Source organism: Enterococcus sp. AZ101 (genome assembly GCF_050499005.1).
Classification (GTDB): Bacteria; Bacillota; Bacilli; order Lactobacillales; family Enterococcaceae; genus Enterococcus_L; species Enterococcus_L ureilyticus.
The window spans coordinates 1,251,077-1,275,451 of record NZ_JBMHEZ010000001.1; the positions used below are offsets into that span (position 1 = coordinate 1,251,077).

Consider the following 24,375-nt stretch of genomic DNA (forward strand, 5'->3'; position numbering starts at 1 on the left):
CCGGGTGCTTTGCGCCTGCAGAGTCATCGCATATGCGGTGGCTTTTTATATTACATAAAATTAAGGAGGATGCACATGAAGGCTAAAGTGTCATTAGTGCTTAACGGATTAACTTATTGTTTAAAAGGCGAACTTATCTCAGTGTTGGAGAAGACTAAGAAATGTACATCATTTGAGAGGTTAGAGGAACAACGAGACCCAAAAGGAAATAAAGTAATCGTTGGTCGCAAGTTCAAAGTTGCCAATGATTTAGTAAATTTATATTTCAACTAACCGTCATTTGTGGCGGTTAGTTGAAATAAACAAGGAGACAGCTCAACGGCTATCTCCTTTTTCTGTGCTTAGGTTTATACTGCTTATCCCTGTGACGGTGATAGATATCATGCAGTATTTTAACCATGGATAAAGTTTTAAACAGTAAATCTAATATGGCGATACCTCCTTACGAGGTCGCCGAGTCAATGCAATATTAGTATAACATAATCAACTAACCGTCATTTGTGGCGGTTGTTTTCTTTTAAGAGAGGAGTATTAAGTATGAGCAGCAAAAAAAATAAGAAGCAACAACAAGACTTTGTCGAACTGTTAAAACAAATGAGGGAAGCAAAAGACTTAGATCAAATTGCTGAATTGTTTCTCCAAGTCATATCAATCTATGGGTTGAAGATGAATGAAGTAGCAGCATTAAACTATTACATTACTGAGCGGACAATAAAATCGAAACACAATGCTGACTTCTTAAAAGAGAAACTTAATCTAGATGTAAACGACTTGGGACCAGAAGGGATATTGAAAGTTCAAGAAGCATTGCTGAAAGTTTACGTCAGCGAGTTAACTAATAAGAAATGATTCCAGCGGTCAAGACTAAAGCAGACAGGGCAAAGTTTTACGGTTCTTCTTCTTGGAGAAAGTTAAGACAACTATGTTTGGAACGCGATCATTATGAATGTCAATGGTGTAAAGCCGAAGGTAAGCTAACTACTCAATACGATTCTGTATTGGAGATAGATCATATCAAAGAGTTAGAAAAGTATCCAGAGCTGGCATTAGACATAGACAATCTGAGAACGTTATGCAAAGACTGTCACAACAAGCGACATGATCGTATGAACTACCGTGGGAACAAAAGAAAAAGAAAGTGGGATGATGAATGGTGGTAGAAGACAAGAGAAGTTCCAACAGAGTATCAAGCCAACTTAAATTAATCAGACAAGAAAAAATGTTATCAAAGAAAGGGATGGCGGAATTGTTGGATACAACCTATTCGACATACTGTAATTACGAATATGGAAACAGAGAGCCTAGTCTTGATGAAATTGTCAGGATATCTCAAAAACTAAATGTGACTACAGATTATCTTTTGATCGGGTTTATTCAAATGAACAAAAAAGAAGTAGGCGCTAGAATAAAATCTATTCGTATTTCACTTGGTTTAAACATGGAAGAATTTGGAAAAAAATTTGATCCAAAAGCTGATAAAAGTCTAGTATCTAGATGGGAAAAAGGAGTCAGTAAACCCAATAATGACAGATTAAAGCGTATCTCTGAAATTGGTAAAGTTTCAATGTTTTATCTATTAGAAGGTAAGTTAACTTCTACTGATATACAACGAGCAGAAAAAGGAACTGCATTTGAAATGCAACCTGATAAAGAATCAGATCAATTAATAATCTAGGAAAGGTGTTTGAACAATGAGTGTAGATGTTAAACGAGCAGAGTCTATCACTATGGTAGACAAAGCAATAGAGAAACTAAATGAATTCAGAAGTCAAATGATTGACGGAACGGTTGTAGCTGAAGGTATCTCTATCAACCAACGCTTGAGAAGCGAAGCTGATGAAGTTGTTGGGCTGTTCAACATGAATATTGATATTGATTACATAGTCAAGCTAAATCCCAAAATTTCACAGTAATGCAAATGGAAGTGGGGGATGATATGCCCCCGGTCGAATTATTTTAGGGTCAAATCCCAATCGTGGGAACCGGTGGATGGGGTCAATTCTGTAAATGCAACAAACTTTTTTACCCCCTCCCCCCTCCCCCTAGTATATGTCTAAAATAGAAGGAAGGTGATTGGTTTGGATTCTAAATTAGTTGGCTCGAGAATGAAGAAAAAACGAATAGAAAAAAAGATGACTCAGCTTGATGTAGCAACAAAAAGCGGTATTTCTAGTAAGTACTATGGAAGTATTGAAAATGGGAAAAATTCACCTAGCATTGAAAAGCTGAATGCTATCTCAAAAGTGCTAGGATGCAGTTTACATTTCTTACTGAATGATCGCATGGACGATATGGAAAATCGTGTAACCTTAGAAAAAGACCGTCTTGAAAAAATTTTTAATAAAATTCCTCGTGACAGTCTAAATTTGGTTGAAGGACTAATCATTCAAGCAGCACGACTAAGAATTCTATTAGATGATAACTGGAAAGATATTTTAGAAAATGGGGAGTATGAAAAATTTAAACAAAGTGAGAGTCAGACAGCCTACGACAGAAAAAGACCGATTGTTGAAAATTATGATAACCGAGATAAAACGTATCGAGCAATAATGAAACAACTCACTGATTTATTGCCACAAGCAACGAAACCAGATAAAAGAAGCAAACTTCTTGGAAGAGGTTAGCGATGCTAAGTAATAAGCACGTTGATAATTATATTCGTAAATGGAAGTCTGGTGAGTTGGTCCTTAACGAAAAAAGAATCCAGTTGTTAAAGTTAGTTGAAAAAGAAATTTTGCCTTATGATGATTTGTATTATTTCAATGAAGAGCAAATCGATAATTATATTGAATTTAGCCAGGTATGGTATTTCGAATTAGATGAATGGGAAAAATTTATTTCCGCATTCATTTTTTTATTTTATAAAGAAGACGATGAAGTTGTCTTTGATGAATTCGTTATAAACATGGGACGTGGTGGAGGTAAGAATGGATTTATTTCTACCTTGGCAAATTATTTCGTTAGTTCATTGCATGGTATTGATTATTATGATGTTTCGATTGTAGCTAATAGCGAAAAACAAGCTAAAAGAAGTTTCCAAGAATGTTATCGAGTGATAAATAAAAAAGGTAACGATGATTTAAAAGAAGAATTCGAAGCATTTAAAAGTAGTTTAACTGGTTTGGAAACTCAATCTGTTTTTGAATACAAAACGAGCAATGCTAGCTCTCAAGATGGTGGTCGTGAAGGAGCGGTCATCTATGATGAGTATCATGAAATGGAAAATACAGATATTGTTGATGTTTTTTCTGGCGGACTCGGAAAAGTAGATCACGGGCGACAATTTTTCATTGGAACAAAGGGATTTGTGCGTGAAGGTTATTTTGATATTAAATATCGACAATGTGAAGATATTTTGAATGGATTAACCGAGTTCAAAGGTGTCTTTCCTTATATTTGCGAGTTAGACGAGATTGAAGAAATGGATAATCCAGAGAATTGGCCAAAAGCTAATCCGGCTTTACAAGAACCTTTGAATAAACGTGGAAAAAGATTATTCAACCGTATCATGAAAGAGTATGTGACTTTAGCGACCGAACCTTCAGGAAGAACAGCTTTCGTGACGAAGCGAATGGATTATTTAGAAGACAATATGGAAAATTCCGTGGCTACAAGAGAAGAAATGATGGCAACCAACAGACCGTTTTTTGAACTAAATACAGTTCCTATTGGTTCTCTTGACTTTGGGAGTGTTCGAGATTTTGCGACGTGTGGCTTACTCTTCAAGAAAAAAGAAGAATATGCATTCAAAAGTTTTACCTTTGCTATGAAACAATTTTGTGATGTTCATTATGGTTATTCTTTAAAAGAACAACTTGTCGGTAGTGAAAAACGCGCTCCAATAAAGAAATGGGAAAAAATGGGGTTGATGAAAGTAGTAGATGAACCTTCATTGAATCCTAAGCATATTGTTAATTGGTTTATTAATGCCAGAGAGAAATACGGAGTGAGAGTGATTGTGATGGATAACTATAAGGCAGATATTTTAGGACCAATGCTAGAAAAAGAAGGTTTCGAAGTCGTACGACTTAGAAGACCATCAAGTTTACATCCGTTGCTAGCTCCGCGAGTAGAAGATGGATTTGCTAATAAAAAATTTATATTTGGGGATAATCCGTTAATGAGGTGGTTTACTAATAATGTTTTTGTCAAAGAAACAAAAGATGGAAAACAGTTCCTAAAAAAAGAGGAAGTGAAACGTAAAACAGATGGATTTCAAGCTTTTATTCATGCTTTATATAAAGCAAATGAACTAGAAGACCAGATTGATTATGACGAAGCCTTTGACATGTTAGATGAATTAGACTTTTAAGAAAGCGAGTGATCAACATTTACAGACCACAGTATTTAAACGTAGAAAGAGAAGTTCAAAATTTATATAGTGGGAATTGCATATACTATTCGAAAGTTACGTCAATACAAACCGGATACAAAAAGAAACCACCAGAGAAAAAAGAAAACAAATCTGGTAGACAATTTGCTAGAAAGTGCAGGTGATCAAGATATCTATTTTGATTGAAAGGTGGTGAAAATATGTGAGTTTATTTGATATCTTTAAAACATCAATAAAAAATGAAGAACCTTCTGACTGGATACCTGATTTTGTATTCGGTGATGAAGAGTCTGCTCGTTCATATCTGAAAATTATGGCCAAAAACACAGTGCTTGATTTTGTAGCGAGAACAATGTCAACACTAGAGGTTAAATTTAAGAACAAGAATGATACAGCTGATTGGGATTATATTTTGAATGTACGACCTAATTCTGACATGTCCGCTGCTACGTTTTGGGAAAAGTTTTTTTATCGTTTGTTAGATGACAACGAAGTCTTAGTTATATTTACTGAAGACAATCAGCTTTTGATAGCAGATGATTTTTCGCGCACGGAATATGCGGTATATGATGACGTGTTTATTGGTGTTACTGTGAAAAACTATGTATTTCAAAAAAGTTTTAGTATGTCCGATGTGATTTACATCGAATATAACAACGATAAACTTGAACGATTTACAAAAGGACTATTTGATGATTACTCAGAACTATTTGGTCGTATTTTAGAAATTGCTATGCGAAATAATCAAATTCGAGGTTCAGTATCTATTGATACAACTGGAAATATAAACGAGGAAAAAGGAAAAGACGGTAAAACCCGATCAGAACGTCTCCAAGAATACATTGACAAGGTATACAACGCTTTTAAAACAAAATCAGTAGCAATTGTAGCAAAGATAAAAGGGTTTGATTACGAAGAATATACTAATAAGCAAGGGGTTTCCAATCAATCCCTTGATGAGTTAAACAAAATGAAAACGTCACTGATTGATGATATAGCCAACGCCATAGGAGTTCCTACGGCGCTTATTTATGGTGAGAAAGCAGAGCTGGATTCCAATATCAAAGCTTTTAGGAAATTATGTATCGCACCTTTAGTCAAGAAATTACAAGATGAATTGACAGCAAAGATAATTACCCGTCAAGAATATGGTAAAGGTGAAAGGATTAAAGTATCTAAAGTTTTACCAATCAGTATTTTAGATAACGCGACACAAATCGATAAAGTTGTTTCTTCCGGAACTTTCTTACGTGATGAAGTTCGTGAAGAAGTTGATTATGATGCTTTACCGAACGGAGAAGGTCAACAATTAATCATGACTAAGAACTATCAAAAAGTATTGAAAGGGGGTGAGAAAGAAAATGCCGAAAGTTAAAAAAGTACCGTTTCAATTTACCAACGAGATCCAAAATGGTAAGCACATTCTCACTCTGAGTGGAAATGTACAAAAGAAATACTGGCGTGATGATGATGTCATTAATGCGAAAGATATTCGAGAATCACTTGATACTGTCACAGACGATATCGTGATTAAACTGAATAGCCCTGGCGGCGATGTGTTCGAAGGGATTGAAATTTACAATTATCTGAAAGATCATCCGTCAAATATAACTGTAGAAGTAACTGGCTTAGCAGCAAGTGCCGCAACATTTATTATTGCCGGTGCCGACAATGTGATTATGAACGTAGGAACGTCTTTAATGATTCATGAAGCTTCAACTTTCGCTTGGGGAAATAAACAGGATATCCAAAAAACGTTAAACGCATTGGAAACAATCGATGATTCAATCTTAGCGATTTATTCAGATAAGACAGGACAATCGGCTGAACAGCTACGCGAATGGATGAATGAAGAAAAATGGTTTGCAGCAGATGAGGCTGTAGAATTTGGGTTTGCTAATTCTGTTAAGCGCGAGAATTTGCAAGAAGAACCGCAAGATATTGCTGCTATCGTACAAAATGCTGTTGCTATTGCAGTAGCTAATATGAAACAAAATGAAATAAATAAAGAGGGACAAGAACTAAAACAAAAATCATTAATCGCGCAATTGCGAAAAGGAGAATAAATTATGTTAAAAATTACAGACAAAACAGCAGATGCGAAGAAAATCTTTAACTCTATTTCTGCAAAAGAAGATGCAACGCCTGAACAAGTAAATGCTGCTTTAGAAGCTTATGTCACTGCTATCGCAGAAGATGCAGGTGCACAAGTTCGTGCTGAATATGAAGAGCTGAAAAATGTAACTGATAATCGTGTTTTAGAAGCTCGTGGGATTCCGACTCTGACTGCAGAAGAAACGAAATTTTACAATGAAGCAGTTAAAACAGGTGGATTTGATCAAGAATTAGTTTGGCCAGAAACGATTCTAGAACGTGTATTTGAAAACTTACAAAATGATCACCCGATTTTAAAAATTATCAACTTCACTCCAACTGTTGGCCGAGTTAAAGTTATTCGCGCTCGTCGTAAAGGTGTTGCGGTTTTCGGACCATTGCATAAAGACCTTGAAGGGCAATTAGATTCTGAGTTTGGCGCAACTGAGTTTGTACAACTTGCATTGACTGCATTCTTCCTGATTTCAAATGATACGCTTGACTTAGGACCTCGATGGATCGATCGATTTATCAACCTTTCTTTGAGCGAAGCTGTTCGTGACGTTTGGGCAAAAAAAGTTATTGTGGGAACAGGTAACAATGAACCAATCGGTTTAACAAAAGATTTAGATGGCGCCGTAACAGGCGGTGTGTACCCAGAGAAAAAAAGTGCTGGAACTTTGACATTTGCTAAGGATAAGATTGTCAGTGAGTTAGGCGAGGTAATGAAAGTTCTATCAAAATACACCTATAAAATTGATGCTGATGATGAAGGCGAAACAAAATATCGTTCTGTTGCTGGAAATGTATATTTGATTGTTAACCCGGTTAACTACTGGGACATCATTGTGCGTGTCACTTTAGCAAACTTGAATAATGTGTACGGAACTACGATGCCGTTCATCAGTTTGGATCACATCATCGAATCTGTAGATGTACCGGAAGGCAAGCTTATCTCCTATGTCGGAAAAGAATATGACGCAACGCAATCCAGAGCGGAAAGAGTCTACGTTTACAAAGAAACATTCGCCATGAAACGGGCGACACTTTATGCTGTCGACATGTTAGGGAATGGATATCCAACGAATAACGATGCTGCACAAGTATATGATCTTGATTTTTCTGAAGTATCTGTTGACGGTGGTTCGGGGGAGTAATTACGCCTAACGCTCGTAAGGCGCCGTTAGACTATTCTAGCTTGAATGTGCTACAACTTAAAGCGTTGTTAGGCGAGCGGGGGAAAGTGTATCCAAGCAACGCTAAGAAACAAGAATTAATTGATCTATTGGAAGGGTGATAGTATGGATGATGCAAAGTTCATAACTGAATTTAAATCTCGTTTTCGTATTTTTCATTCTTCCGAAGATGAAGATATTGGTACACAATTAGAAGATTCGTTTAATGATATCAAATCATTAATCGGATTTTTTGAAGCTGATAAATTTCCAAAAGGTAAGGAACTTGTGTATGAGCGTACTCGTTATTTACGAAACGAGGCGCTCGAATACTTTTATAGTAATTTTCAGACAATGATCATGGATGCTTCCATAGAATTGGCGGGTGAGCTAGAAATTGCCGATTAATTCAAATTATAAAAGACCTCAAATTGTAGCTGGAGACTTAAATACTCCAGTTACTTTTTTTGAATTTAAACCAACTAAGGGACCTGAGCCAGGAGAAGCAAAAAAGAAAGAGTTGTATAAATGTACAGCTCTTGTCTATAACCCTTCAATGAAAGACCGAGATATTTTGAACGTTGCAGGTACTAAAGAGGCAGTAACTATCAAGATACGCGATCCTTATACAGATTACTTACCTACCAACAAACAAAAGGTGGAAATTGAAGATTATCGCTATCTCGGTAAAGTTTGGGAAATAGTTGATGTCTCACCGGATTTAGAAAACAACGATTTTGTAAAAATCATTTTGGGGGTGAGTTCGTGAGTGTAACGATCACTGGTGAAGCTGAAATAATTAAGAACATTGAAGCTAAGTTAGGGAAAAATAAAGCTACTAGAGTTATTAATAAGGCTCTTAGAAAAGCTGGCGAACAGAATCAAAAGATTGTAAAAGAAGCTGTTTCTACTTACCAAGATACTGGCAAAACTCATGATTTAGTTGTTACTAGCGGTGTTAAAAGTAACCCAAAACGAGTTGAAACAGGGTGGGCTTCAAAAGAAAGAGCTCCTATTGTTCATTTAAATGAGTTCGGCTATACACGTTATGGTAAATACGTTCGTCCTCAAGGTATGGGGAAATTACAAGCAGCTGCCGACAAGATTCAAAAAACGTCAACGGAAACTGTCAGACGTGAAATGGAGGAATTAGGCCGATGAAAGACATGTGGATGGACGTATACAATGCATTGATTGTAAATCCAGTCATAGCAAAGCATTTAGCGATCAAGCCTAGCCCATACGAAAAAGAGATTACTTATCAAATAAAATTTTACGAAGCGCCAGAAACTTTAGACGTATCCAAACCTTTTATAGTTATTGATACTTTCTCAGGTCCACAAACAAACGCATATCACATGGCTAATAAGCCAGTTTCATTAACGTTCAACTTTCAAATAAACGTTGAAACTCAAAATCGTTTACTAACAAAAGAAATCGCAAAAGCTGTAAAAGATGTTATGTGGGAAATGGGTTACGGTCAGTTGAATGGTGGTTTAGACACGTACTTTAGGGAAACAAAGAGATTTGTAGATGCACGAAGATATAGAAAAAATACAAGAATCCACGATACGGATTACTAGGAGGAATAACACATGGAAACATATGGATTTGATAAATTATCAATCAGAAAGCTTAAAGGAGACTTAACTCCCGACACTACTTCGGAAATCGTTGTACTTGAAGGAATTCAAAAAGAAGGTGGACCTACAAGTTTTGATCTTACCGGATTAACAAAAGAAGCAATTAAAGTATTTGCTGGAAACGTAGAATATTTTATCTCACGTAAAGGGACTGGCAATGTAGCAGCTAACTTTGGCTTGTTAGACGTACCAGCAAAAATCGAAGCGGATATTTTAGGTTTTATTACAATGGACGAAAACATCGATGGTTTAGGTGAAGAAACAGAACCACCATACGTTGCAGCAGTTGCAGAGTCGGAAGATTTGTATGGAGTACCTGTGGCGTTTGCTTTAGTTGCCGGTAGCTTCTCTCGTGACGGATTTTCATTAGCAACGAAAACAGATGAAGATTTTACACCAGAAGCTGGTGAGTATGTTTATACTGCTATGTCAAGAAAAATTACAATTGGCGAAAATACAAAAACATTGAAAGTATTACGTGCATCAACGGTAGCAGGAGTTGAAAAACTAAAAACAGCAGTTTTAGGACCTGCATCGGGGAAGTAATAACCCCCGAGAGTGTTGTATTAGATAAATCAAAACTTGCATTAAAAATGGGGGAAGAAGCAACTTTGGTTTCAACTGCCTTACCTGAAAATGCTAAAGACAAATCAGTAGACTTCGCTTCGGACAACACGTCCATTGCCACGGCCACTCCAAAGCAAGGGAAAGTAACGGCGATTGCTTTAGGTACAGCAAATATAACAGCGAAAACAAATAACGGTAAGACTGCCAACTGTGCAGCTACAATCACGAAATGAAAAGGTTAACCTATACGGCTAGCCTTTTTTTGAGGAGGAAAAACAATGGAAAGAAAAATCGAATTAGAGTTACGGATGCCAGACAATAAATTCCGAACATTTACCCAAGAGTTCATTCCATTTCGAAAACGTTATGACTATATTCGTTTAGAAAAAGATCTAGAAAAAGAAGCGGCTGTACAAGAGAGATTAGTTGAAGAAACTGAGTACGATCAATTACAAATTCAATTTGTTGCTGACTTGTTTGAATCCGAAGAAGTTACTAAGGATTTGATTCTAGGCGGTCTTGATACTGCAGATAGACATAAGATTTACGAAATTATTCGATACCGCGTTTTAGGATTCAGCCAAGCGGACGATGAAGCAGCAAAAAAAGCGATGACGGAGGAAATCTTAAGTGGAGCGACTTCTACGAACTCCAATTAAATTTCGTCCGTGACGTTATCAAGAATTTACCGGGTTGGACAATCACAGATCTAATGAAAACAGATTGCATAGATATTGACGAAATATTGTTGAAATCCGATAAAAAAGAAAAAAATAATAAGAAAAAAGAAATTAGACCATTATCAGATTTAGTAAATGGATCAAAAGGAGGGTAATCATGGGAGCGGCAGGTACACCGATAGGAAATATGGTTATAAAACTTGGGCTTGATGATTCCGACTTTGGTCGTGGAGTTGAAAACTCAAAGAAACAAGTTAGATATTTAGCTAAAGAAATGCAAGCCAATATGAAAATCGCTGATATGGCTGGCAACCAGATGGATAAATTAGGTGCTAGGTATAATGGTCTTACAAATATAATCAGTGCACAAGAAAAGCAAGTATCGTCATTGAAAAAAGCATACGAAGAATCGTTTGTAGATGGTAAAGCCACTGATTCAACAAAAAGGCTCGCAGCACAACTACAAGACGCAAACGGAAAATTAGCTGGTTATAAACAGCAACTCGTTGTGACAGCAGGTTCTTTAGCAGAGCTTGAAGTTAAAACCACTGGCGCCACTGGCGCCATTTATGCTGGTAGTGAAAAAATGATAAGTGCTGGCAAACGAATGGAATCAGTTGGCGGAAGTATGACCAAAGGTTTGACCGTTCCTATTTTAGCAGGAGCAGCGGCAGTTACGACGGCGGCTATTTCTTGGGAGTCAGCTTTTGCAGGAGTAAAGAAAACAAATGATGAAGTAATCGATTCTACAGGAAAAGTCGTTTATTCATATAAAGACTTAGAAGATGGACTACGAGGATTAGCTAAAGAATTACCTTCAAGCCATCAAGAGATTGCAGCTGTAGCAGAAGCAGCAGGTCAGTTAGGGATTGAAACACCTAATGTCGTAAGCTTCACCAAAACGATGATCGATTTGGGAGAATCTACTAACATGAGCGCTGAAACTGCCGCTACTGCTTTAGCTAGATTTGCAAACATTACTCAAATGTCTCAGAGTGATTTTGGTAAATTGGGTTCAGTCATTGTTGACTTAGGGAATAACTTTGCAACTACTGAGTCGGAAATCACTGAAATGGGATTGAGACTTGCTGGTGCAGGTAAGCAGATCGGAATGTCACAAAGTGAAATTCTTGGGTTTGCTGCCGCCTTGAGTTCTGTAGGTATCGAAGCTGAAGCCGGAGGTTCTGCCTTTAGTAAAGTTATGGTGCAAATGCAATTGGCCGTAGAAAAAGGGACTGGAGCATTTTCAGAAGTTGAAGAGACAGCCAATCAAGCCGGTATGAGTATTGGGGAATTTGGCGAAATTATCCTCAAGGGTGGCAAAAATGCTAAAGAACTTGCTGAGGCGTTAGGTACTGATGCTAAAAGTTTGAAAAAAATGTATAAAGAGGCCGACAAATCAAAAACTTCTTTAGAAAATTTTGCTCAAGTTGCTGGGATGACTGGGGAACAATTTTCAAAAGCGTTTAAAGAGGACCCTTCTCAAGCTATCATTAAATTCATTGAAGGTTTAAAGAATGCTGAGAGTCAAGGTACGTCTGCAATCAAAGTGTTAGATGATATGGACATTAAAGAAGTTCGTTTGCGTGATTCGTTACTACGTGCTTCAAATGCTTCAAACGTGTTCTCGGGAGCAATTGAAATGGGTAATAAAGCGTGGGGAGAAAATACAGCCTTAACTGAAGAAGCTAATAAGCGGTACGAAACTACCGAATCTAAACTGAAAATGCTGAAAAATGAAGTTATAGATTCAGCTATTGAATTAGGTGGCCCTTTCGTTGATGCTTTGAGGGATGGACTTCAAGCTTCCAAACCTCTTGTAAAAATGTTAGGAGACTTGGCGAAAGCCTTTAGTGATGCAGATCCTAAAACACAACAATTAGTTGTTAAGCTTTTAGCTACTACGGCTGCTGCTGGCCCCTTGTTTAAGATTACAGGTAAATTAACTGGCGGTATCGGTTCGTTAGGTAAAAGTTTTGTTGAATTATCTGCATCTATGGCGAAGAAAAGAGCAATCGCGGAAGCTACAGAAGCATTAGCAAACGGAGCAATTTCTACTAAAGAATTCAGTTCAGCTATGGCAGGCGGCGTCGGTAATGTAACTAAGTTCGGAAGTGCTGCTGCAAGTGCTGGCGGAGCTTCAGGCATAGGAGCAATGACAGCCGCTCTAGGACCGTTAGGACCTGCAATTTTAGGTATTGTTGGTGTAGGCGGTGCATTGGCTGTCGGTTACGGAGCATGGAAGCTGTTTGGTGAAGAGGCTTGGAATTCTTCTCAGCGTGTTGAACGTTGGGGTACTGATGTAGGAGCGGCAACAGATAAGACGTTAGGAAAAATTCAAGATGATACTCAAAAAGCATCAGGTCAATTCGGAATTATGGCGCAAGGTTTCGAAGCAGATTCCGGTTCTATGGTTGCCAATTTTGAAAAAATAGGTCAGACAATTGAGCAAAGCCTTATTAACAAAATAGACGGTTTGGATAAATTAATTAAAGAATTACCTGCTTCTGTTGATATTGGTTTAAAAGAGATGCTTCAACAAGAAAAGAAGAACACAGAAGACTCTTTAAAAATTGTTCAAGAGAACACAGCGAGAATTACAGAAATAAAACAAAATGCCTCTAATAGAGGTGTTGAAATAAGTGCAGCAGAAGCCAAGATCATTAAAGATTTGGCGAAAGGAACGACAACTGCTTATGTTGAAACTTTAGATGTTTCGGCCGAGGAAAAGAAGAAAATCTTAGCTGCTATGAATGCTGATGTTGCTAATGCTACTGAAAAAGAAGCAAAACTATGGCTGCAGTCACTAGGAAAACAAAGACAAGCGGCACAAGAACATGCGACTAAGAGACGGCAAGAAAAAGAGAAATATCTTCAAGACCTAGGATATAATCTAGATGGCGAATTTGCACAGAAGTTTTTAAAAGCTTGGGATGAAATAAATAAAACAACAGTTGATGGTTTTGATTCTCAGATGGCGACAATTACTGAAAAATATCCTGAATTAATAAACGAGGTATTTTTAGCCAACGGTCAGCTAGTCAGCTCAATGGGTAATGCAAAAGATGCTGCTATATCAACTAATAAAGATATTATATCCAGCGCGAACTCAATGGCAGATAAAGTAGCTGAAAACGCAGAAAAAAACGCGAAAAAAATAGCATGGACTGCTGACGAAAGTGTTAAAAACGGAAAAAAAGCAGCTCAAATGTGGAATAATCTTGTGTTCGATGAAAAGACAGGTGAAGTCAAGTCGAATGTTCGGGAAGTCGTGAAAGATGCTGCGAAAGATTCTGCGACATGGAATCAAATGAGATTTCAGCTTCAAAATGCCGATCTTGATTCAAATGCAAAATTGATTATTGGTGAAGCGGCAATCGCCAATAATTGGTGGGATGGTATGGCTTGGGAAGATAAGCAAGCCGTTTTAAAAGATGAATACAGCCAAACAATGTACAAAGCTTTAGAAGACTCTGGACAATGGAATAAAATGAGCTTGGAACAAAAAACAGCAATTTTATACTCAAATACGCCAGAAGTTATGACTGAAACTATGTTAAACCTTGGCTTATGGAAAGATTTCAAACCTGATGTAAAAGAATTAAAAGCTAAAAACTACGATTTCGTTGAAGTACTATCTAAATCAGAAGTAAAACTGAATCATTGGAATGAGGTTTCTTCTGAAGTTAAAGAAATCCTGGGGGATAATTACGATTTTCTTCAAAAGATATATCAATCTGATGCTTCTTTTAATCGTTGGAAAGAATTGCCTAATGATGAGAAAAAGCTACTAGCTGATGACACGGATTTTTTATCAAAAATATTGACTTCAACGACGAATATGAACAGATGGAATCAGCTTCCCGTGGAACAGAAAAAAATCTTGGGGGATAATTCCGATTTATTGAACAAAGTTTTTGCATCTGAAGAGTCTTATAACGGATGGATTCAACTTCCTGACAATGTAAAAAAGATGTTGGTTGATAATGTAGATTTAAAAACTAAACTAGCAGATGGTACTATCAGTTTGGATCAATTTAACAAAATAGAGCCGTTATTGAAATCTTTGTTAGGTGACTCATATAGTGTTGACCAAGCGGCAGCTACAGGTGTAAATTCTATAAATGTTTATGACAAAAATAATGCTGCAACCAAAAAATTACTAGGCGATCCGTTAGGTGTATTAAATGCAACTAGTTCTGGTGGAAGTGCTTTAAATATTTACGGATTGAACAATCCTGCTGACAAATACCTTACAGCTATTGATCAAGCAAGTGGACCAGCGTGGAATGCAAATTCAGCCGTAGAAAGTTTCAAAAATCAACCAGACGTAATTACTAAAACTCTCAGGGTTGCTGCTGAAACAGCTGGAGCATCTGTTGGTCAAGCGATGAAAGCATTTGGTTATGCCAAAGGTACTAATTTCCACAAGGGTGGAGATATGATCGTTAACGACCAGGTCGGACCATTGTACAAGGAGATTGTCCATGAACCGGGGAAAGAACCTTATATTCCAACAGGGCGTAACGTTCTAATTCCAAATGCTAAAAGAGGTACAAAAGTATACAGGGCAAGCCAAACTAAATCGATAATGAAAAGATCGGATATTCCACATTACGCTGAAGGAGTTGGTGTGCCTAGAAATTCAACAATGGTACAAAATTTAAGTTATTTCACAGGGGGAAAAGAACAAGTAATCGTAAAAGATAATAAATCAGATTTGATTCTGGCGATTAATAGTTTAAAAGATGTGATTTTAAATAAGAATAATTCGGAAAAACCTATGAATATAAATTTGAGGCTAGGAGAAAGAGACTACAATATGTTTATCCAGGACATATCAGTAGTCCAAGGAAAAGAAATTGATATTCAATCGAGTTTTTAGGAGGCGATAATTTGTATGATTTTAAATCTATTTTAGAAATTATGGAGTTACCTCAAAAGGCGATGACTTATGACGGTAAATACTTAGAAAATCAAATACCTGGCTATCTGACATTAGATGTTGCTGGACGCGAATCTTTAGACACCGACATACAGACAGATGAAATCCATGTTGGATCAATCATTTCTAACCAGAAGCTTAAAAGCAAAACGTTAATTGTTGAGTACGGATTGACGTTCGAAAACTATGAGGACTCACAATTCAAATTTAACAAGATTAAACAGTTTTTGTTTAGAAGAGAGGATGTTCCGATCGTATTTAATGATGAAAACGGGATATTGTTTTACGGAAGACTGTCCCTAATGCAACAACCGACTTATCACACAAATGAATTTGCAACTGGAAAGATTGAACTTTTCTGTCAAAATCCTTTAAAGCATTCAAGAATAAAAGAATTTAGTAATGTTATTACAATGGATAGCCCTATTGAGACAACTCCCAAAAAAATCATAGTAAAATTATCAACTAATTCAAGTATAAAAATAACAAACAAAAGATCAGGAGCTAAAATCAAAATTACAAGCGCAGCCATTTATAGTGATAATTTAGTTGAATTTGATTTTGAACACGGGAAAGTGTTTGTAAACGGAGCAGACAGAACAGCTATTTTAGATCTAGATAGTGACTTCGAAAATTTCTATATCCATCGTGGAGACGAAATAATTTGTAATAACGGAGTAATGACAATATATGCAAATGAGGTGTATCTATGAAAATAACCAGTTCGGTCTATTTTTTCGACGACAGACAACGATTTATTCGTATGGTGACTAAAAAATTTTTGACACAAAATATACAGGAAAAAGAAATCACTTCAGATAAATCTGAATTGCTTAATGATAAATTGACGGTTTCAGTTGTTTTTGATAAAGGAATTGAAGAAGCAGCTTATATGGCTGTAAAGGAAAACGATGGTACATTTTCTTTATATTCGATCATAAATTCTGGAGATGAGAATAACAGGAATCATTTTGTAGGTATTAATTTTGCGGTCAAAGAATTGGAAGGATTTATTGTCAAAGATATTAGACCGCAAAAAAAACCAATATCAGTTGTTGCCAGTCAAATAATGAATGCTACGGATGGCGAATGGAGAGTTGGCTATGCGAAACCGAATTTGCCAATCATTACTGATACATTCTATTATTTGTCTGTAAAAGATGCTTTGAAGCAACTCCAAACTCATGGTTGCGAGATTCTTTTTAAATGCAAAATTGAAAACAACAAAATCACTGATAAATATATAGAAATCTATGACGAAATTGGTAGTGCATCAAATAAAAGATTTGTTTATGGTAGTACCGCATTATCTGTGGTCAAAGAACAGGACAGGTCCGAAATATATACCTCTCTCATTGGTCGTGGTAAAGGCGAAGAAGTGGGTGATGGCTATGGGAGACGGTTAGAATTTGCTGGAATAGAGTGGAAAACAACTGCAAACAAGCCAGTAAACAAACCTAAAGATCAAAATTGGATCGAATTATCTGAAATGACAGAAAAATACGGTATACCTTTAAAAAATGGGAAAATGAGAAAAAGAGAAGGCGTTGTTGTTTTTGAGGATATTGAAGATGCTGAGGAACTATTACTTAATACATACAACGCATTAATAGAAATGAGTCGTCCGTTAATCCAATTCAAAACAGAGGTAATTAGTGGTGATGAAATTGGAAATACTATTCAAGTCCACCGATACGATAGAGATTACCATTACAGAGCTAGAATTTTTAGTGTGGTCATTGACCGGCTAACAGGTAAGGTTAACTCTGATATTGGAGATAACTTAATAAAAAAATCTTCTATTAAAACTTCTTCTGATTTGAAACTAGACTTAAAACGTGTAGAAGATACCAAGCCTTCTTTTTACACAGCTGAGCAAATCGCGCAATGGCAAACGGATATCATTCGAGGGCTCAAAGGTGGATCTTATGTTGTTCTCACTGAAGCTGATCTAGGAATTTCCGATGAAAGGATCCCATATTGCTCAGTTTGGATGAACGGTAAATCTCTTGAAACAAGCAATCATTTCTTGGTTGCGAATAGCGAAGGGATTGGATTTATTGATGGTGATTTTAATTTAGATAACTTTCATACAGCATGGACAATTGATGGGGTTTTAAATGCTAGGTTTATCCAAGTTGGTAGATTAGGCGGAGAACAGGTATTCTTGGATTTGGATACAGGTGAAGTTTTCTTTGCAAAAGGATTTATTAAGTCAAAGAATGGAAACTTAAAAATCGATATCACAGAAGGTATTATAGAAGGTCCAATTATTAGAAGCTACACGTACGGCAAATCTAGTGGAATACAAATTCAATCTGGAACAATGTATATTGTAGGATCAAATGGATCTACTTTAGGAAGAGTCGGAACAGCTTCCTTATTCGGTAACGATATGACTATTGCAAACAATAAAGGAAAACAAATGGTGATCGGTACTGAAGAAGGAAACAATATCGGTACACTTATGCAAATTCCAACTGACTCAACAGTATCTAATCCGAAAATGAATCATTACGGAACTCATAACTTCGGTTTTGCAAAGGTAAAGTTTGGACTAGGCTCGTTAAAATTACCGATCGAGATTAATTCAGATGGAACAGTCGCTAGGTATTATAATGTCGAATGGTAGGAAGGGAGAAATGAACATATGGCAATAGACCAGTTCAAGACAGTAGACGTTGTTATTACAAATATTAATGAGGATTATATACCTCAACAATTAGTAGTACAAGGAGAACGATCAGGGAGATCAATGACCTTACAAATTGCCAACGGTGGGAAGATTGAAAATCAAGCAGGCATATCAGTCAATCTTGGGTGGTCGCACGATACGGTTAAAAACAACGATGGTGAAAAGTTGCAAGGATTAGATGCTTTTCAGGCGATAGATAAAACAAAAGGACTGTTTCGTTTAGACTATCCTGCCAGTATGGTTCAACCAGGGCAAATCACTGCCGTCATACAAATTATAAGTTCGTATTCCGACACCAGAAGCAAGCCGTTTAAAATAAAAGTCGAGAGAACGCCGTTTGACAGTAAAGCTGTTGAGAGCGAAAACTCTTTTACTGCATTACAAGAAGCATTAGGAACCGTAAATAAATATGATGGTAAAATAGGAGATTTGGAATACAACAAGGCAGAAAAAAAAGATTTAGTTAATACAGAGAATAAAGTAAACGATAAAATAGAAAAACTTGAATATAAAAAAGCTGAAAAATCCGAATTACTAAATGTGGAGAATAAAGTAAACAATCTGGGAAGTGCTACGCCAAAAGAAACCTTCAGTTCGCTTAATGCTTTGCAGACTAAGTATCCAAGCGGTTCTAATTTTGCGATGGTGGTTTTAGAAGCAGATGGGAAAACCGGTTATGTTTATTTGTGGGATGGAAGCAGCTGGCAGAAAGGAGCTTTGTATCAAGCTCAAGGGTTAGCAGATAAATCGGTTTCGTCAGCTAAAATATCCGATGCGATAAACATGAAAAACTATCCGTTTTCTCCTAACTCTTCTTTTGAGTTTGAGAGACACCAAGCAGCAATTTTGGATATAAAATTGTATGATGCAGATATAAACAAAGATTATTGTATTGCTGGACTGTTTAAAAACAACGACAAAGGAGTATGGCGTATCTTTTTAAATACCTTTGACCAAAAAACAGGGATAGTCGGCGACAATGTGGCATTGTGGCAAGTAACTAACTATATCCCTCAGAGTAATATCGAGACAATTGAACTAAACAAGGCAGCTGGTGGATTTGATGCAGAAATAACAATTGATTGGTCAAAATTACTTGATGGTGATGTATTAGGAACGGGCGTTCACGGCGCAAAATTATTGATTCATAAATTAAGATATATCGATAAGTTTGAGGATGTGCAAAAATTCCCTTTTGCAAACGATGCTATTGTTGGAACAGATAGACTAAAACAAGCGTTGCTAGATGTAAAGTTAATAGGGGCTGATGTAAATAAAGATTACGCTATAGGTGGTTTATTCAAAAACAGCAATAGCAGATGGCGCTTGTTAGTATTTGAGTATGATAAAGCAACAGCTAAATTAGGAAACTTAGTTTCCGAGTTTAATACCACAAATTACGTACCAAGTGCCGACATCGAAAGGTTAAAATTATCAACAACGATTTACGAAGGTACGTTCATCTCAGAAATTTTGATCGATTGGTCAAAGCTAAATGATGGTGATTTATTTGGTACAAATGTTAATGGTGATATCTTAATTTTTGACAAGCGGTGTACAGTTGCTAGTGCAACAAGTAAGGTACTCCCCAAAACGTTATATCCGACAAAAAATGACAACACAAATTTTCCAAATTATGCTTATTTTCTCGGAAATTGGGAAAAACGTAAAATTAGAGATTTGGATGTGATGTCCTCGACATTGCCGTCATGTGGTATGATGCTTGGTTTTTATGGTCAAAAATTAGAAGGCTTATTTTACAAAGAAACAAACGGTATAAAAATTACAGTCAGAATCGATAACGGTGAACCGTTTGAGATGTGGATAAACGACGACAACACCCCTACGCTCATAGCTGAAAATTTGACATCAGAAGAACATGTTGTCGAGATTTATCAAGATCCTTGGTTTGGTAAATCTATGACAGATAAACATAGTTTTTATAATTATAAAGGATGTATAAATGTACAAGGTTTTGTACAAGATACTTATCCGATATTTACACCAGGCACAGATAATGTTTTTTATTTTTACGGAGATAGTTTCACGGCCGGAGGTGGCGCTAACTTAGCTCAAAGCTATGCAACGTTTTGTTCAGACTATTTAGGAGCGCAAGCTATACGAATAGCTCAAGGTGGTGCAGCTTTGGTTGAGCGATCTGATAGACTGTGGGTTCCAACCTTACCGGAATTTGCGTTTCATTCATCAGTTGGCAAAAGAGCAAGACCTCAACAAGCAAATATTGTGTTTATTAATATAGGCACTAATGACACGCCTAGTGCAGTGTCATTAGAAAAATACGAATCTGTTATGATCGAATTTTTAACACACCTAAAGCAACGTCACCCAGGAAGTCCGATAGTGTTAATGAATGATTGGTTAAAAAAATATACTACCGCTTGTCAAAATGCTGCAGTTAAAGTTGAAGGGGTTTATTATGTAGATGTTTCTACATGGGTATATGATAAACTCCCAGATTTACATCCTACATTACAAGGTCACCAACAAATCGGCCGATACTTAGCTAACAGTGTCACAAGTATTTTCAGAGGTGAAATATGAATTTAATCAAAGTTTTTAGGAATGACTGTTTGATGGTCATTCCTTTTTAGTTAGTTTTGATTTATATAGTTTTTAAAATAATGAAAAGGTGGTAATTATGATAGTGTTTAAATATTTAGATCAGTTTGTGGCTGATGCGGATCACAAGGCAATTTATGTCTTGATGTTAATTTGTATTGCAATGGGGATTGATTTCCTTAGTGGCACTATAGCTGCTAAGATTAATCCCGATATTGAGTTTTTGAGTAAGGTAGGGATTAATGGTATCTTGCGTAAAGTAGCAAGCATGGTCCTACTGATGTTTTTCATCCCTTTGGCTCCGTTGATCCCTGGTGGAGCGGGGGTAGGGCTTATTTATGTTTTATATGTTGGGTATCTATTAATGGAACTAAAATCAATTCTTGAGAATTATAAGAAAATGGGAATTGGCACAGAACTTTTCGAAGATTTTATCAAGAGTATTAAAAGCGGAAAGGATGATCAAGATGGCTAATATTAATGCGATGATCAAGTGGATGTCGGATAGACAGGGCAAAGTCAGATACAGCATGTCAGCTCGTCTAGGTCCTAGTAGCTACGACTGCTCAAGTGCTGTATACAATGCACTGATTGCTGGCGGATTTTTAAAAGCTGGATCGATGGGCAACACAGAGACTTTGTTTAACGACTTAGAGCGTAACGGCTGGCAACAAGTCCAACCAGTAAACGGCAACTATCCAGCTAAAAAGGGAGATATTTTTATCTGGGGTACTCGAGGCCACACGCTAGGTGCTGCAGGTCACACAGGTATCTTTATTGATGATAACGACAATATTATCCATTGTAATTTTGGATTTAACGGTATATCAGTCAATGATCATGATTATATCTGGGGATACAACGGACAGCCGGCAATCACTATTTATCGTTATACTGGCAATACTGGTGGCAATCCAAAACCAAGTACGCCAAAACCGATCGAGCCAACACCACAAGATCCTAATAAAAGAATCGATATGAGTGGTGTATTTTACCCTGATAGACAGTTAGCAGTCAGCGCAGACACAAATCCCGATGATGCAGTAAGTCCAGCATTAGACTATTACAATGCAGGCATGGCAATCTCATATGATAGCTATATTATGATTAACGGTTTTGCGTGGATTAGTTACGTTGCTAGTAGTGGTACTCGCCGTTATGTTGCTGTTGGTCCTGATGATGGGCGGATTGATACGACATGGGGTAGAGGGTTCTTTAATTAAAATGATATGCTCTCTTGATTAGTCAAGAGAGCATTATTCTATTTGTTATGAAAATTCTATCTATTATTTTTCAAAAATTCTAAAGATTTATTATAAGTATTATATGCCATTTCTTTAGATTCGTTGAATTCCGGATGGTCTTGAAGTATTGTTTTCCAAGCGTGCTCATCAAATAAGTTTAACCCATCAAAGTAATAGAAAATGTCTTCCTTATCAAAATTATCAGATTGCTTTTTCATGAAGGTATACAAATATAATTTATCATTTTTACCAACCATTGCTAAAACATAAATTCCAATATATTTATGTGTAGGGTCAACAGTAGAAGGATCTAAAATACATAATATTTCATCTTTATTTTCCAAATATTTATTATCTAAGTTTGAATAAAGCTTATCATAAAAAGATCCATTAAAATTATTTGAATTATTTCTAATTTGGATATAAGCTTGTAAATCTTTTGTTTTAGAATTTTTTGATGTATTTAAATCAATTTTTGTATCATCATCTACTCGCTGTTCTAATTTTATTGGCTCACTATTTTTTGACTCTACGTTATACTTAAAAAGATATTTTTCATTAATTTCTCCGGTATTTTGATCAAAAGAAATTGGATATCTATCATAGGGATCTAGTCGCAGATAGTTATCTCCGGAACTCACTTTTTTATTCATAAGTGTTTCTAGCTTAAAAGTTATCGGATTTAAAGATTTTTTATACTGTTCTCCTAAATTATATATTTTGAATGACCACCAAAGTGAAAGTCCAGATAAAATGAGTGATAGAAAAACAAAATAGGGAAGTACATTTTTCCTAAATTTAGTTAGTTTACTATCTTCTTTTTTCTCAATACTTTTTTCAATGCGATGGAATGTTGAACTATAGTTATTTAGTAACTCAACTAATTCTTCTTTATTTATCAGGTGCTCATTTTTCTTATTTTTAGCCATATAATTTTATCCTTTTTAAAATATTATAAACTATTTTGTACTAAGAATTCAATCCTATCCTCAACATCCACACTCAATACCAGCAACCTGTACAACTCTGCAGCATCCTCTAAACGCTCAAACTCCCAACGAGCTGATCCGCCATCACTAACCAATCCTACTACGTTACCATCCAATATAATTATCTGATCCACATAAAAACCTCCTTACGTTAAGATACGCAAAGAGGGGAGGAAATTATTTTAATTTTTCAAGTAAATTCGAGGTACGATGATTCACAATTGTTTCTAATTGCTCTGATGGCAAGTCTTTGTCAACGATAAAAAACAAGTCGCTTATATTAAAGCCAAGTCCGTTAGCGATTTTTTTGGCTATAGAATAACTCACCTCATGAGTGTTGAATCTTTTTTCCACGTTGATAATAGCTTGTTTACTAATACCTATTTTTTCAGCAAGTTGAGGTTGAGAGAGTTTGCGAGCGGCTCTCATTTCTTTTACGATATTAACTGTGATTGTGTCATTTAGTGGCTTCTGTTTTTTCTCGTCAATTGTTGACGGTTGTAGCAATTCTTCTACCGGCACATCAAAGATTACTGATATTCGGAGCATAATATTTAATTGTACTCCTGCGCCTGATTCAAGTTTCATTATCGTTTGTTTGCTAGTGCTAACTAATCGTGCTAAGTCGTCAATTGTCAGACTAGCTTTGCGTCTCATTTTAGCTAAATTAGTAATTGTCCTATCCATTTCTAATTCCCGCCCATAAAAACAATTTTGATTAAGATAGCAACACCGAGAGCATATGTCAAGAGTTCTCTTTTATTGTACGATGCATCTTTGTAAAACAAAGACAAAAGTAAGCACAAGAAAATAGTGATAATAACATATTTAACAGGAATTTGCATGCTTAACAATCTATTCATTTCTTTCACCACCCTTATCTAAAAAGCCATCCATGAAAAATGTATAAGCAATCAGCATTTTATCATAGCTAGTCATTTTTCTTGTTTCAGCATCCCAATTCTCTAGAGTTCGGATTGGGATGTTATAGACTCTAGAAAATTGAGCGCGACTCATTTTTTTACTTTCACGCATTTCTTTAATAGTCATGTTAGCTAGACTGTAAACAGCTGTCAGGACAACGCCTAGCTTGTCATTATCAAAGCTATCCATCCAGTCTTGCCAACCGCGTTCAGCGATATACATTTCGACATCGTTGTATTCAAGTGCTTCTTGATAAAGCGTTGCAAATAGTTCATATTTCATATTATTACCTCTTTCTGATTTAAGTAAGAGAGGGGAGGAGACCCCTCTAATTAGTAATCAACACCATGAGTCAGACGTCGAGTTGCTCCGTCTTCCCAGACTACTTCGATAAAGTTGTATGTTTGTTCTGATGTTACCACTTCTAACAACTCATCTAGACTGTTATACCCTTCGCTGATCGCAACTCCATTGTCTGCTAAAAATACTTGTTTTGTCATTTTAAT

The 24,375-nt window shown here is 36.3% G+C and carries 29 protein-coding genes; 24 read left to right on the forward strand and 5 right to left on the reverse strand.

The features are described 5' to 3' along the window. The first annotated feature begins 75 nt into the window (after nucleotides 1-75). The 24 genes from IGJ50_RS05905 (at nucleotide 76) to IGJ50_RS06020 (ending at nucleotide 21,935) form a co-directional block, all read left to right on the forward strand. Nucleotides 76-273, forward strand: coding sequence for a hypothetical protein (locus IGJ50_RS05905; protein WP_429949374.1), 198 nt, complete (start codon nucleotides 76-78; stop codon nucleotides 271-273). Between the two features lie 264 nt (nucleotides 274-537). Further along, nucleotides 538-849, forward strand: a complete 312-nt coding sequence (locus IGJ50_RS05910; RefSeq protein WP_429949375.1) for a hypothetical protein — start codon at nucleotides 538-540, stop codon at nucleotides 847-849. Beyond that, on the forward strand, nucleotides 846-1,160 hold the full coding sequence (locus IGJ50_RS05915) for an HNH endonuclease (RefSeq protein WP_429949377.1): 315 nt from the start codon (nucleotides 846-848) through the stop codon (nucleotides 1,158-1,160). The genes IGJ50_RS05910 and IGJ50_RS05915 overlap by 4 nt, the downstream gene beginning before the upstream one ends. Beyond that, nucleotides 1,151-1,675 (forward strand): helix-turn-helix domain-containing protein, encoded by a 525-nt coding sequence (locus IGJ50_RS05920; protein WP_429949378.1) that lies wholly within the window; start codon nucleotides 1,151-1,153, stop codon nucleotides 1,673-1,675. Before IGJ50_RS05915 ends, IGJ50_RS05920 begins: the two co-directional genes overlap by 10 nt. 16 nt (nucleotides 1,676-1,691) lie before the next feature. After that, nucleotides 1,692-1,913 carry a hypothetical protein gene (locus IGJ50_RS05925; RefSeq protein WP_429949380.1) on the forward strand — a complete coding sequence of 74 codons (222 nt, stop codon included), beginning with the start codon at nucleotides 1,692-1,694 and terminating at the stop codon, nucleotides 1,911-1,913. A 156-nt stretch (nucleotides 1,914-2,069) separates the two neighbouring features. Then, nucleotides 2,070-2,624 (forward strand): helix-turn-helix domain-containing protein, encoded by a 555-nt coding sequence (locus tag IGJ50_RS05930; RefSeq protein WP_429949381.1) that lies wholly within the window; start codon nucleotides 2,070-2,072, stop codon nucleotides 2,622-2,624. 2 nt (nucleotides 2,625-2,626) lie between these two features. Beyond that, nucleotides 2,627-4,312 (forward strand): terminase large subunit domain-containing protein, encoded by a 1,686-nt coding sequence (locus tag IGJ50_RS05935; protein ID WP_207120605.1) that lies wholly within the window; start codon nucleotides 2,627-2,629, stop codon nucleotides 4,310-4,312. Between the two features lie 223 nt (nucleotides 4,313-4,535). Continuing rightward, the gene (locus IGJ50_RS05940) at nucleotides 4,536-5,708 is read left to right on the forward strand and encodes a phage portal protein (RefSeq protein WP_429949383.1); all 1,173 of its coding nucleotides are present in this window, start codon (nucleotides 4,536-4,538) and stop codon (nucleotides 5,706-5,708) included. Further along, nucleotides 5,695-6,399 carry a head maturation protease, ClpP-related gene (locus tag IGJ50_RS05945; protein ID WP_429949385.1) on the forward strand — a complete coding sequence of 235 codons (705 nt, stop codon included), beginning with the start codon at nucleotides 5,695-5,697 and terminating at the stop codon, nucleotides 6,397-6,399. Before IGJ50_RS05940 ends, IGJ50_RS05945 begins: the two co-directional genes overlap by 14 nt. A gap of 3 nt (nucleotides 6,400-6,402) precedes the next feature. Continuing rightward, the gene (locus IGJ50_RS05950; protein ID WP_429949387.1) at nucleotides 6,403-7,584 is read left to right on the forward strand and encodes a phage major capsid protein; all 1,182 of its coding nucleotides are present in this window, start codon (nucleotides 6,403-6,405) and stop codon (nucleotides 7,582-7,584) included. Nucleotides 7,585-7,631: 47 nt separating this feature from the next. Then, complete coding sequence (locus tag IGJ50_RS05955; protein ID WP_207120601.1) at nucleotides 7,632-7,724, forward strand: HeH/LEM domain-containing protein; 93 nt, start codon at nucleotides 7,632-7,634, stop codon at nucleotides 7,722-7,724. Between the two features lie 4 nt (nucleotides 7,725-7,728). Further along, on the forward strand, nucleotides 7,729-8,010 hold the full coding sequence (locus IGJ50_RS05960; protein WP_429949389.1) for a phage gp6-like head-tail connector protein: 282 nt from the start codon (nucleotides 7,729-7,731) through the stop codon (nucleotides 8,008-8,010). After that, nucleotides 8,000-8,371: a phage head-tail adapter protein gene (locus tag IGJ50_RS05965; RefSeq protein ID WP_429949391.1), complete on the forward strand. Its 372-nt coding sequence runs from the start codon at nucleotides 8,000-8,002 to the stop codon at nucleotides 8,369-8,371. Before IGJ50_RS05960 ends, IGJ50_RS05965 begins: the two co-directional genes overlap by 11 nt. Beyond that, nucleotides 8,368-8,763 (forward strand): hypothetical protein, encoded by a 396-nt coding sequence (locus IGJ50_RS05970; RefSeq protein ID WP_207120598.1) that lies wholly within the window; start codon nucleotides 8,368-8,370, stop codon nucleotides 8,761-8,763. The genes IGJ50_RS05965 and IGJ50_RS05970 overlap by 4 nt, the downstream gene beginning before the upstream one ends. Further along, nucleotides 8,760-9,185: a hypothetical protein gene (locus tag IGJ50_RS05975; RefSeq protein ID WP_429949392.1), complete on the forward strand. Its 426-nt coding sequence runs from the start codon at nucleotides 8,760-8,762 to the stop codon at nucleotides 9,183-9,185. The genes IGJ50_RS05970 and IGJ50_RS05975 overlap by 4 nt, the downstream gene beginning before the upstream one ends. 12 nt (nucleotides 9,186-9,197) lie before the next feature. Next, nucleotides 9,198-9,791 carry a phage tail protein gene (locus IGJ50_RS05980; protein WP_429949394.1) on the forward strand — a complete coding sequence of 198 codons (594 nt, stop codon included), beginning with the start codon at nucleotides 9,198-9,200 and terminating at the stop codon, nucleotides 9,789-9,791. After that, on the forward strand, nucleotides 9,791-10,045 hold the full coding sequence (locus IGJ50_RS05985; protein WP_429950034.1) for an Ig-like domain-containing protein: 255 nt from the start codon (nucleotides 9,791-9,793) through the stop codon (nucleotides 10,043-10,045). Before IGJ50_RS05980 ends, IGJ50_RS05985 begins: the two co-directional genes overlap by 1 nt. Before the next feature lie 45 nt (nucleotides 10,046-10,090). Beyond that, nucleotides 10,091-10,471, forward strand: coding sequence for a phage tail assembly chaperone G (gpG, locus tag IGJ50_RS05990; protein ID WP_429949396.1), 381 nt, complete (start codon nucleotides 10,091-10,093; stop codon nucleotides 10,469-10,471). A 178-nt stretch (nucleotides 10,472-10,649) separates the two neighbouring features. Beyond that, on the forward strand, nucleotides 10,650-15,377 hold the full coding sequence (locus tag IGJ50_RS05995) for a phage tail tape measure protein (RefSeq protein WP_429949398.1): 4,728 nt from the start codon (nucleotides 10,650-10,652) through the stop codon (nucleotides 15,375-15,377). An 11-nt stretch (nucleotides 15,378-15,388) separates the two neighbouring features. After that, the gene (locus tag IGJ50_RS06000; RefSeq protein WP_429949400.1) at nucleotides 15,389-16,150 is read left to right on the forward strand and encodes a distal tail protein Dit; all 762 of its coding nucleotides are present in this window, start codon (nucleotides 15,389-15,391) and stop codon (nucleotides 16,148-16,150) included. Then, nucleotides 16,147-18,069: a phage tail spike protein gene (locus IGJ50_RS06005; RefSeq protein ID WP_429949402.1), complete on the forward strand. Its 1,923-nt coding sequence runs from the start codon at nucleotides 16,147-16,149 to the stop codon at nucleotides 18,067-18,069. Before IGJ50_RS06000 ends, IGJ50_RS06005 begins: the two co-directional genes overlap by 4 nt. Before the next feature lie 18 nt (nucleotides 18,070-18,087). Then, nucleotides 18,088-20,694 (forward strand): SGNH/GDSL hydrolase family protein, encoded by a 2,607-nt coding sequence (locus IGJ50_RS06010; RefSeq protein ID WP_429949404.1) that lies wholly within the window; start codon nucleotides 18,088-18,090, stop codon nucleotides 20,692-20,694. Nucleotides 20,695-20,791: 97 nt separating this feature from the next. Beyond that, the gene (locus tag IGJ50_RS06015) at nucleotides 20,792-21,187 is read left to right on the forward strand and encodes a phage holin family protein (RefSeq protein ID WP_429949406.1); all 396 of its coding nucleotides are present in this window, start codon (nucleotides 20,792-20,794) and stop codon (nucleotides 21,185-21,187) included. After that, a complete protein-coding gene (locus IGJ50_RS06020; RefSeq protein ID WP_429949408.1) occupies nucleotides 21,180-21,935 on the forward strand; it encodes a peptidoglycan amidohydrolase family protein in 756 nt (251 codons plus the stop codon). The genes IGJ50_RS06015 and IGJ50_RS06020 overlap by 8 nt, the downstream gene beginning before the upstream one ends. Nucleotides 21,936-21,991: 56 nt before the next feature. On the opposite strand, the gene IGJ50_RS06025 is transcribed toward IGJ50_RS06020, so the two are convergent. The 5 genes from IGJ50_RS06025 to IGJ50_RS06045 form a co-directional block, all read right to left on the reverse strand. Beyond that, entirely contained in the window at nucleotides 21,992-22,885 is an 894-nt protein-coding gene (locus tag IGJ50_RS06025) for a hypothetical protein (protein ID WP_429949410.1), read from the reverse strand. 23 nt (nucleotides 22,886-22,908) lie between these two features. Further along, on the reverse strand, nucleotides 22,909-23,079 hold the full coding sequence (locus IGJ50_RS06030) for a hypothetical protein (protein WP_429949411.1): 171 nt from the start codon (nucleotides 23,077-23,079) through the stop codon (nucleotides 22,909-22,911). A 43-nt stretch (nucleotides 23,080-23,122) separates the two neighbouring features. Beyond that, the gene (locus IGJ50_RS06035; protein WP_429949413.1) at nucleotides 23,123-23,632 is read right to left on the reverse strand and encodes a helix-turn-helix transcriptional regulator; all 510 of its coding nucleotides are present in this window, start codon (nucleotides 23,630-23,632) and stop codon (nucleotides 23,123-23,125) included. Between the two features lie 168 nt (nucleotides 23,633-23,800). After that, a complete protein-coding gene (locus tag IGJ50_RS06040; RefSeq protein ID WP_429949414.1) occupies nucleotides 23,801-24,151 on the reverse strand; it encodes a helix-turn-helix domain-containing protein in 351 nt (116 codons plus the stop codon). Nucleotides 24,152-24,201: 50 nt separating this feature from the next. After that, the gene (locus IGJ50_RS06045; protein WP_429949416.1) at nucleotides 24,202-24,369 is read right to left on the reverse strand and encodes a hypothetical protein; all 168 of its coding nucleotides are present in this window, start codon (nucleotides 24,367-24,369) and stop codon (nucleotides 24,202-24,204) included. Nucleotides 24,370-24,375 lie beyond the last annotated feature (6 nt).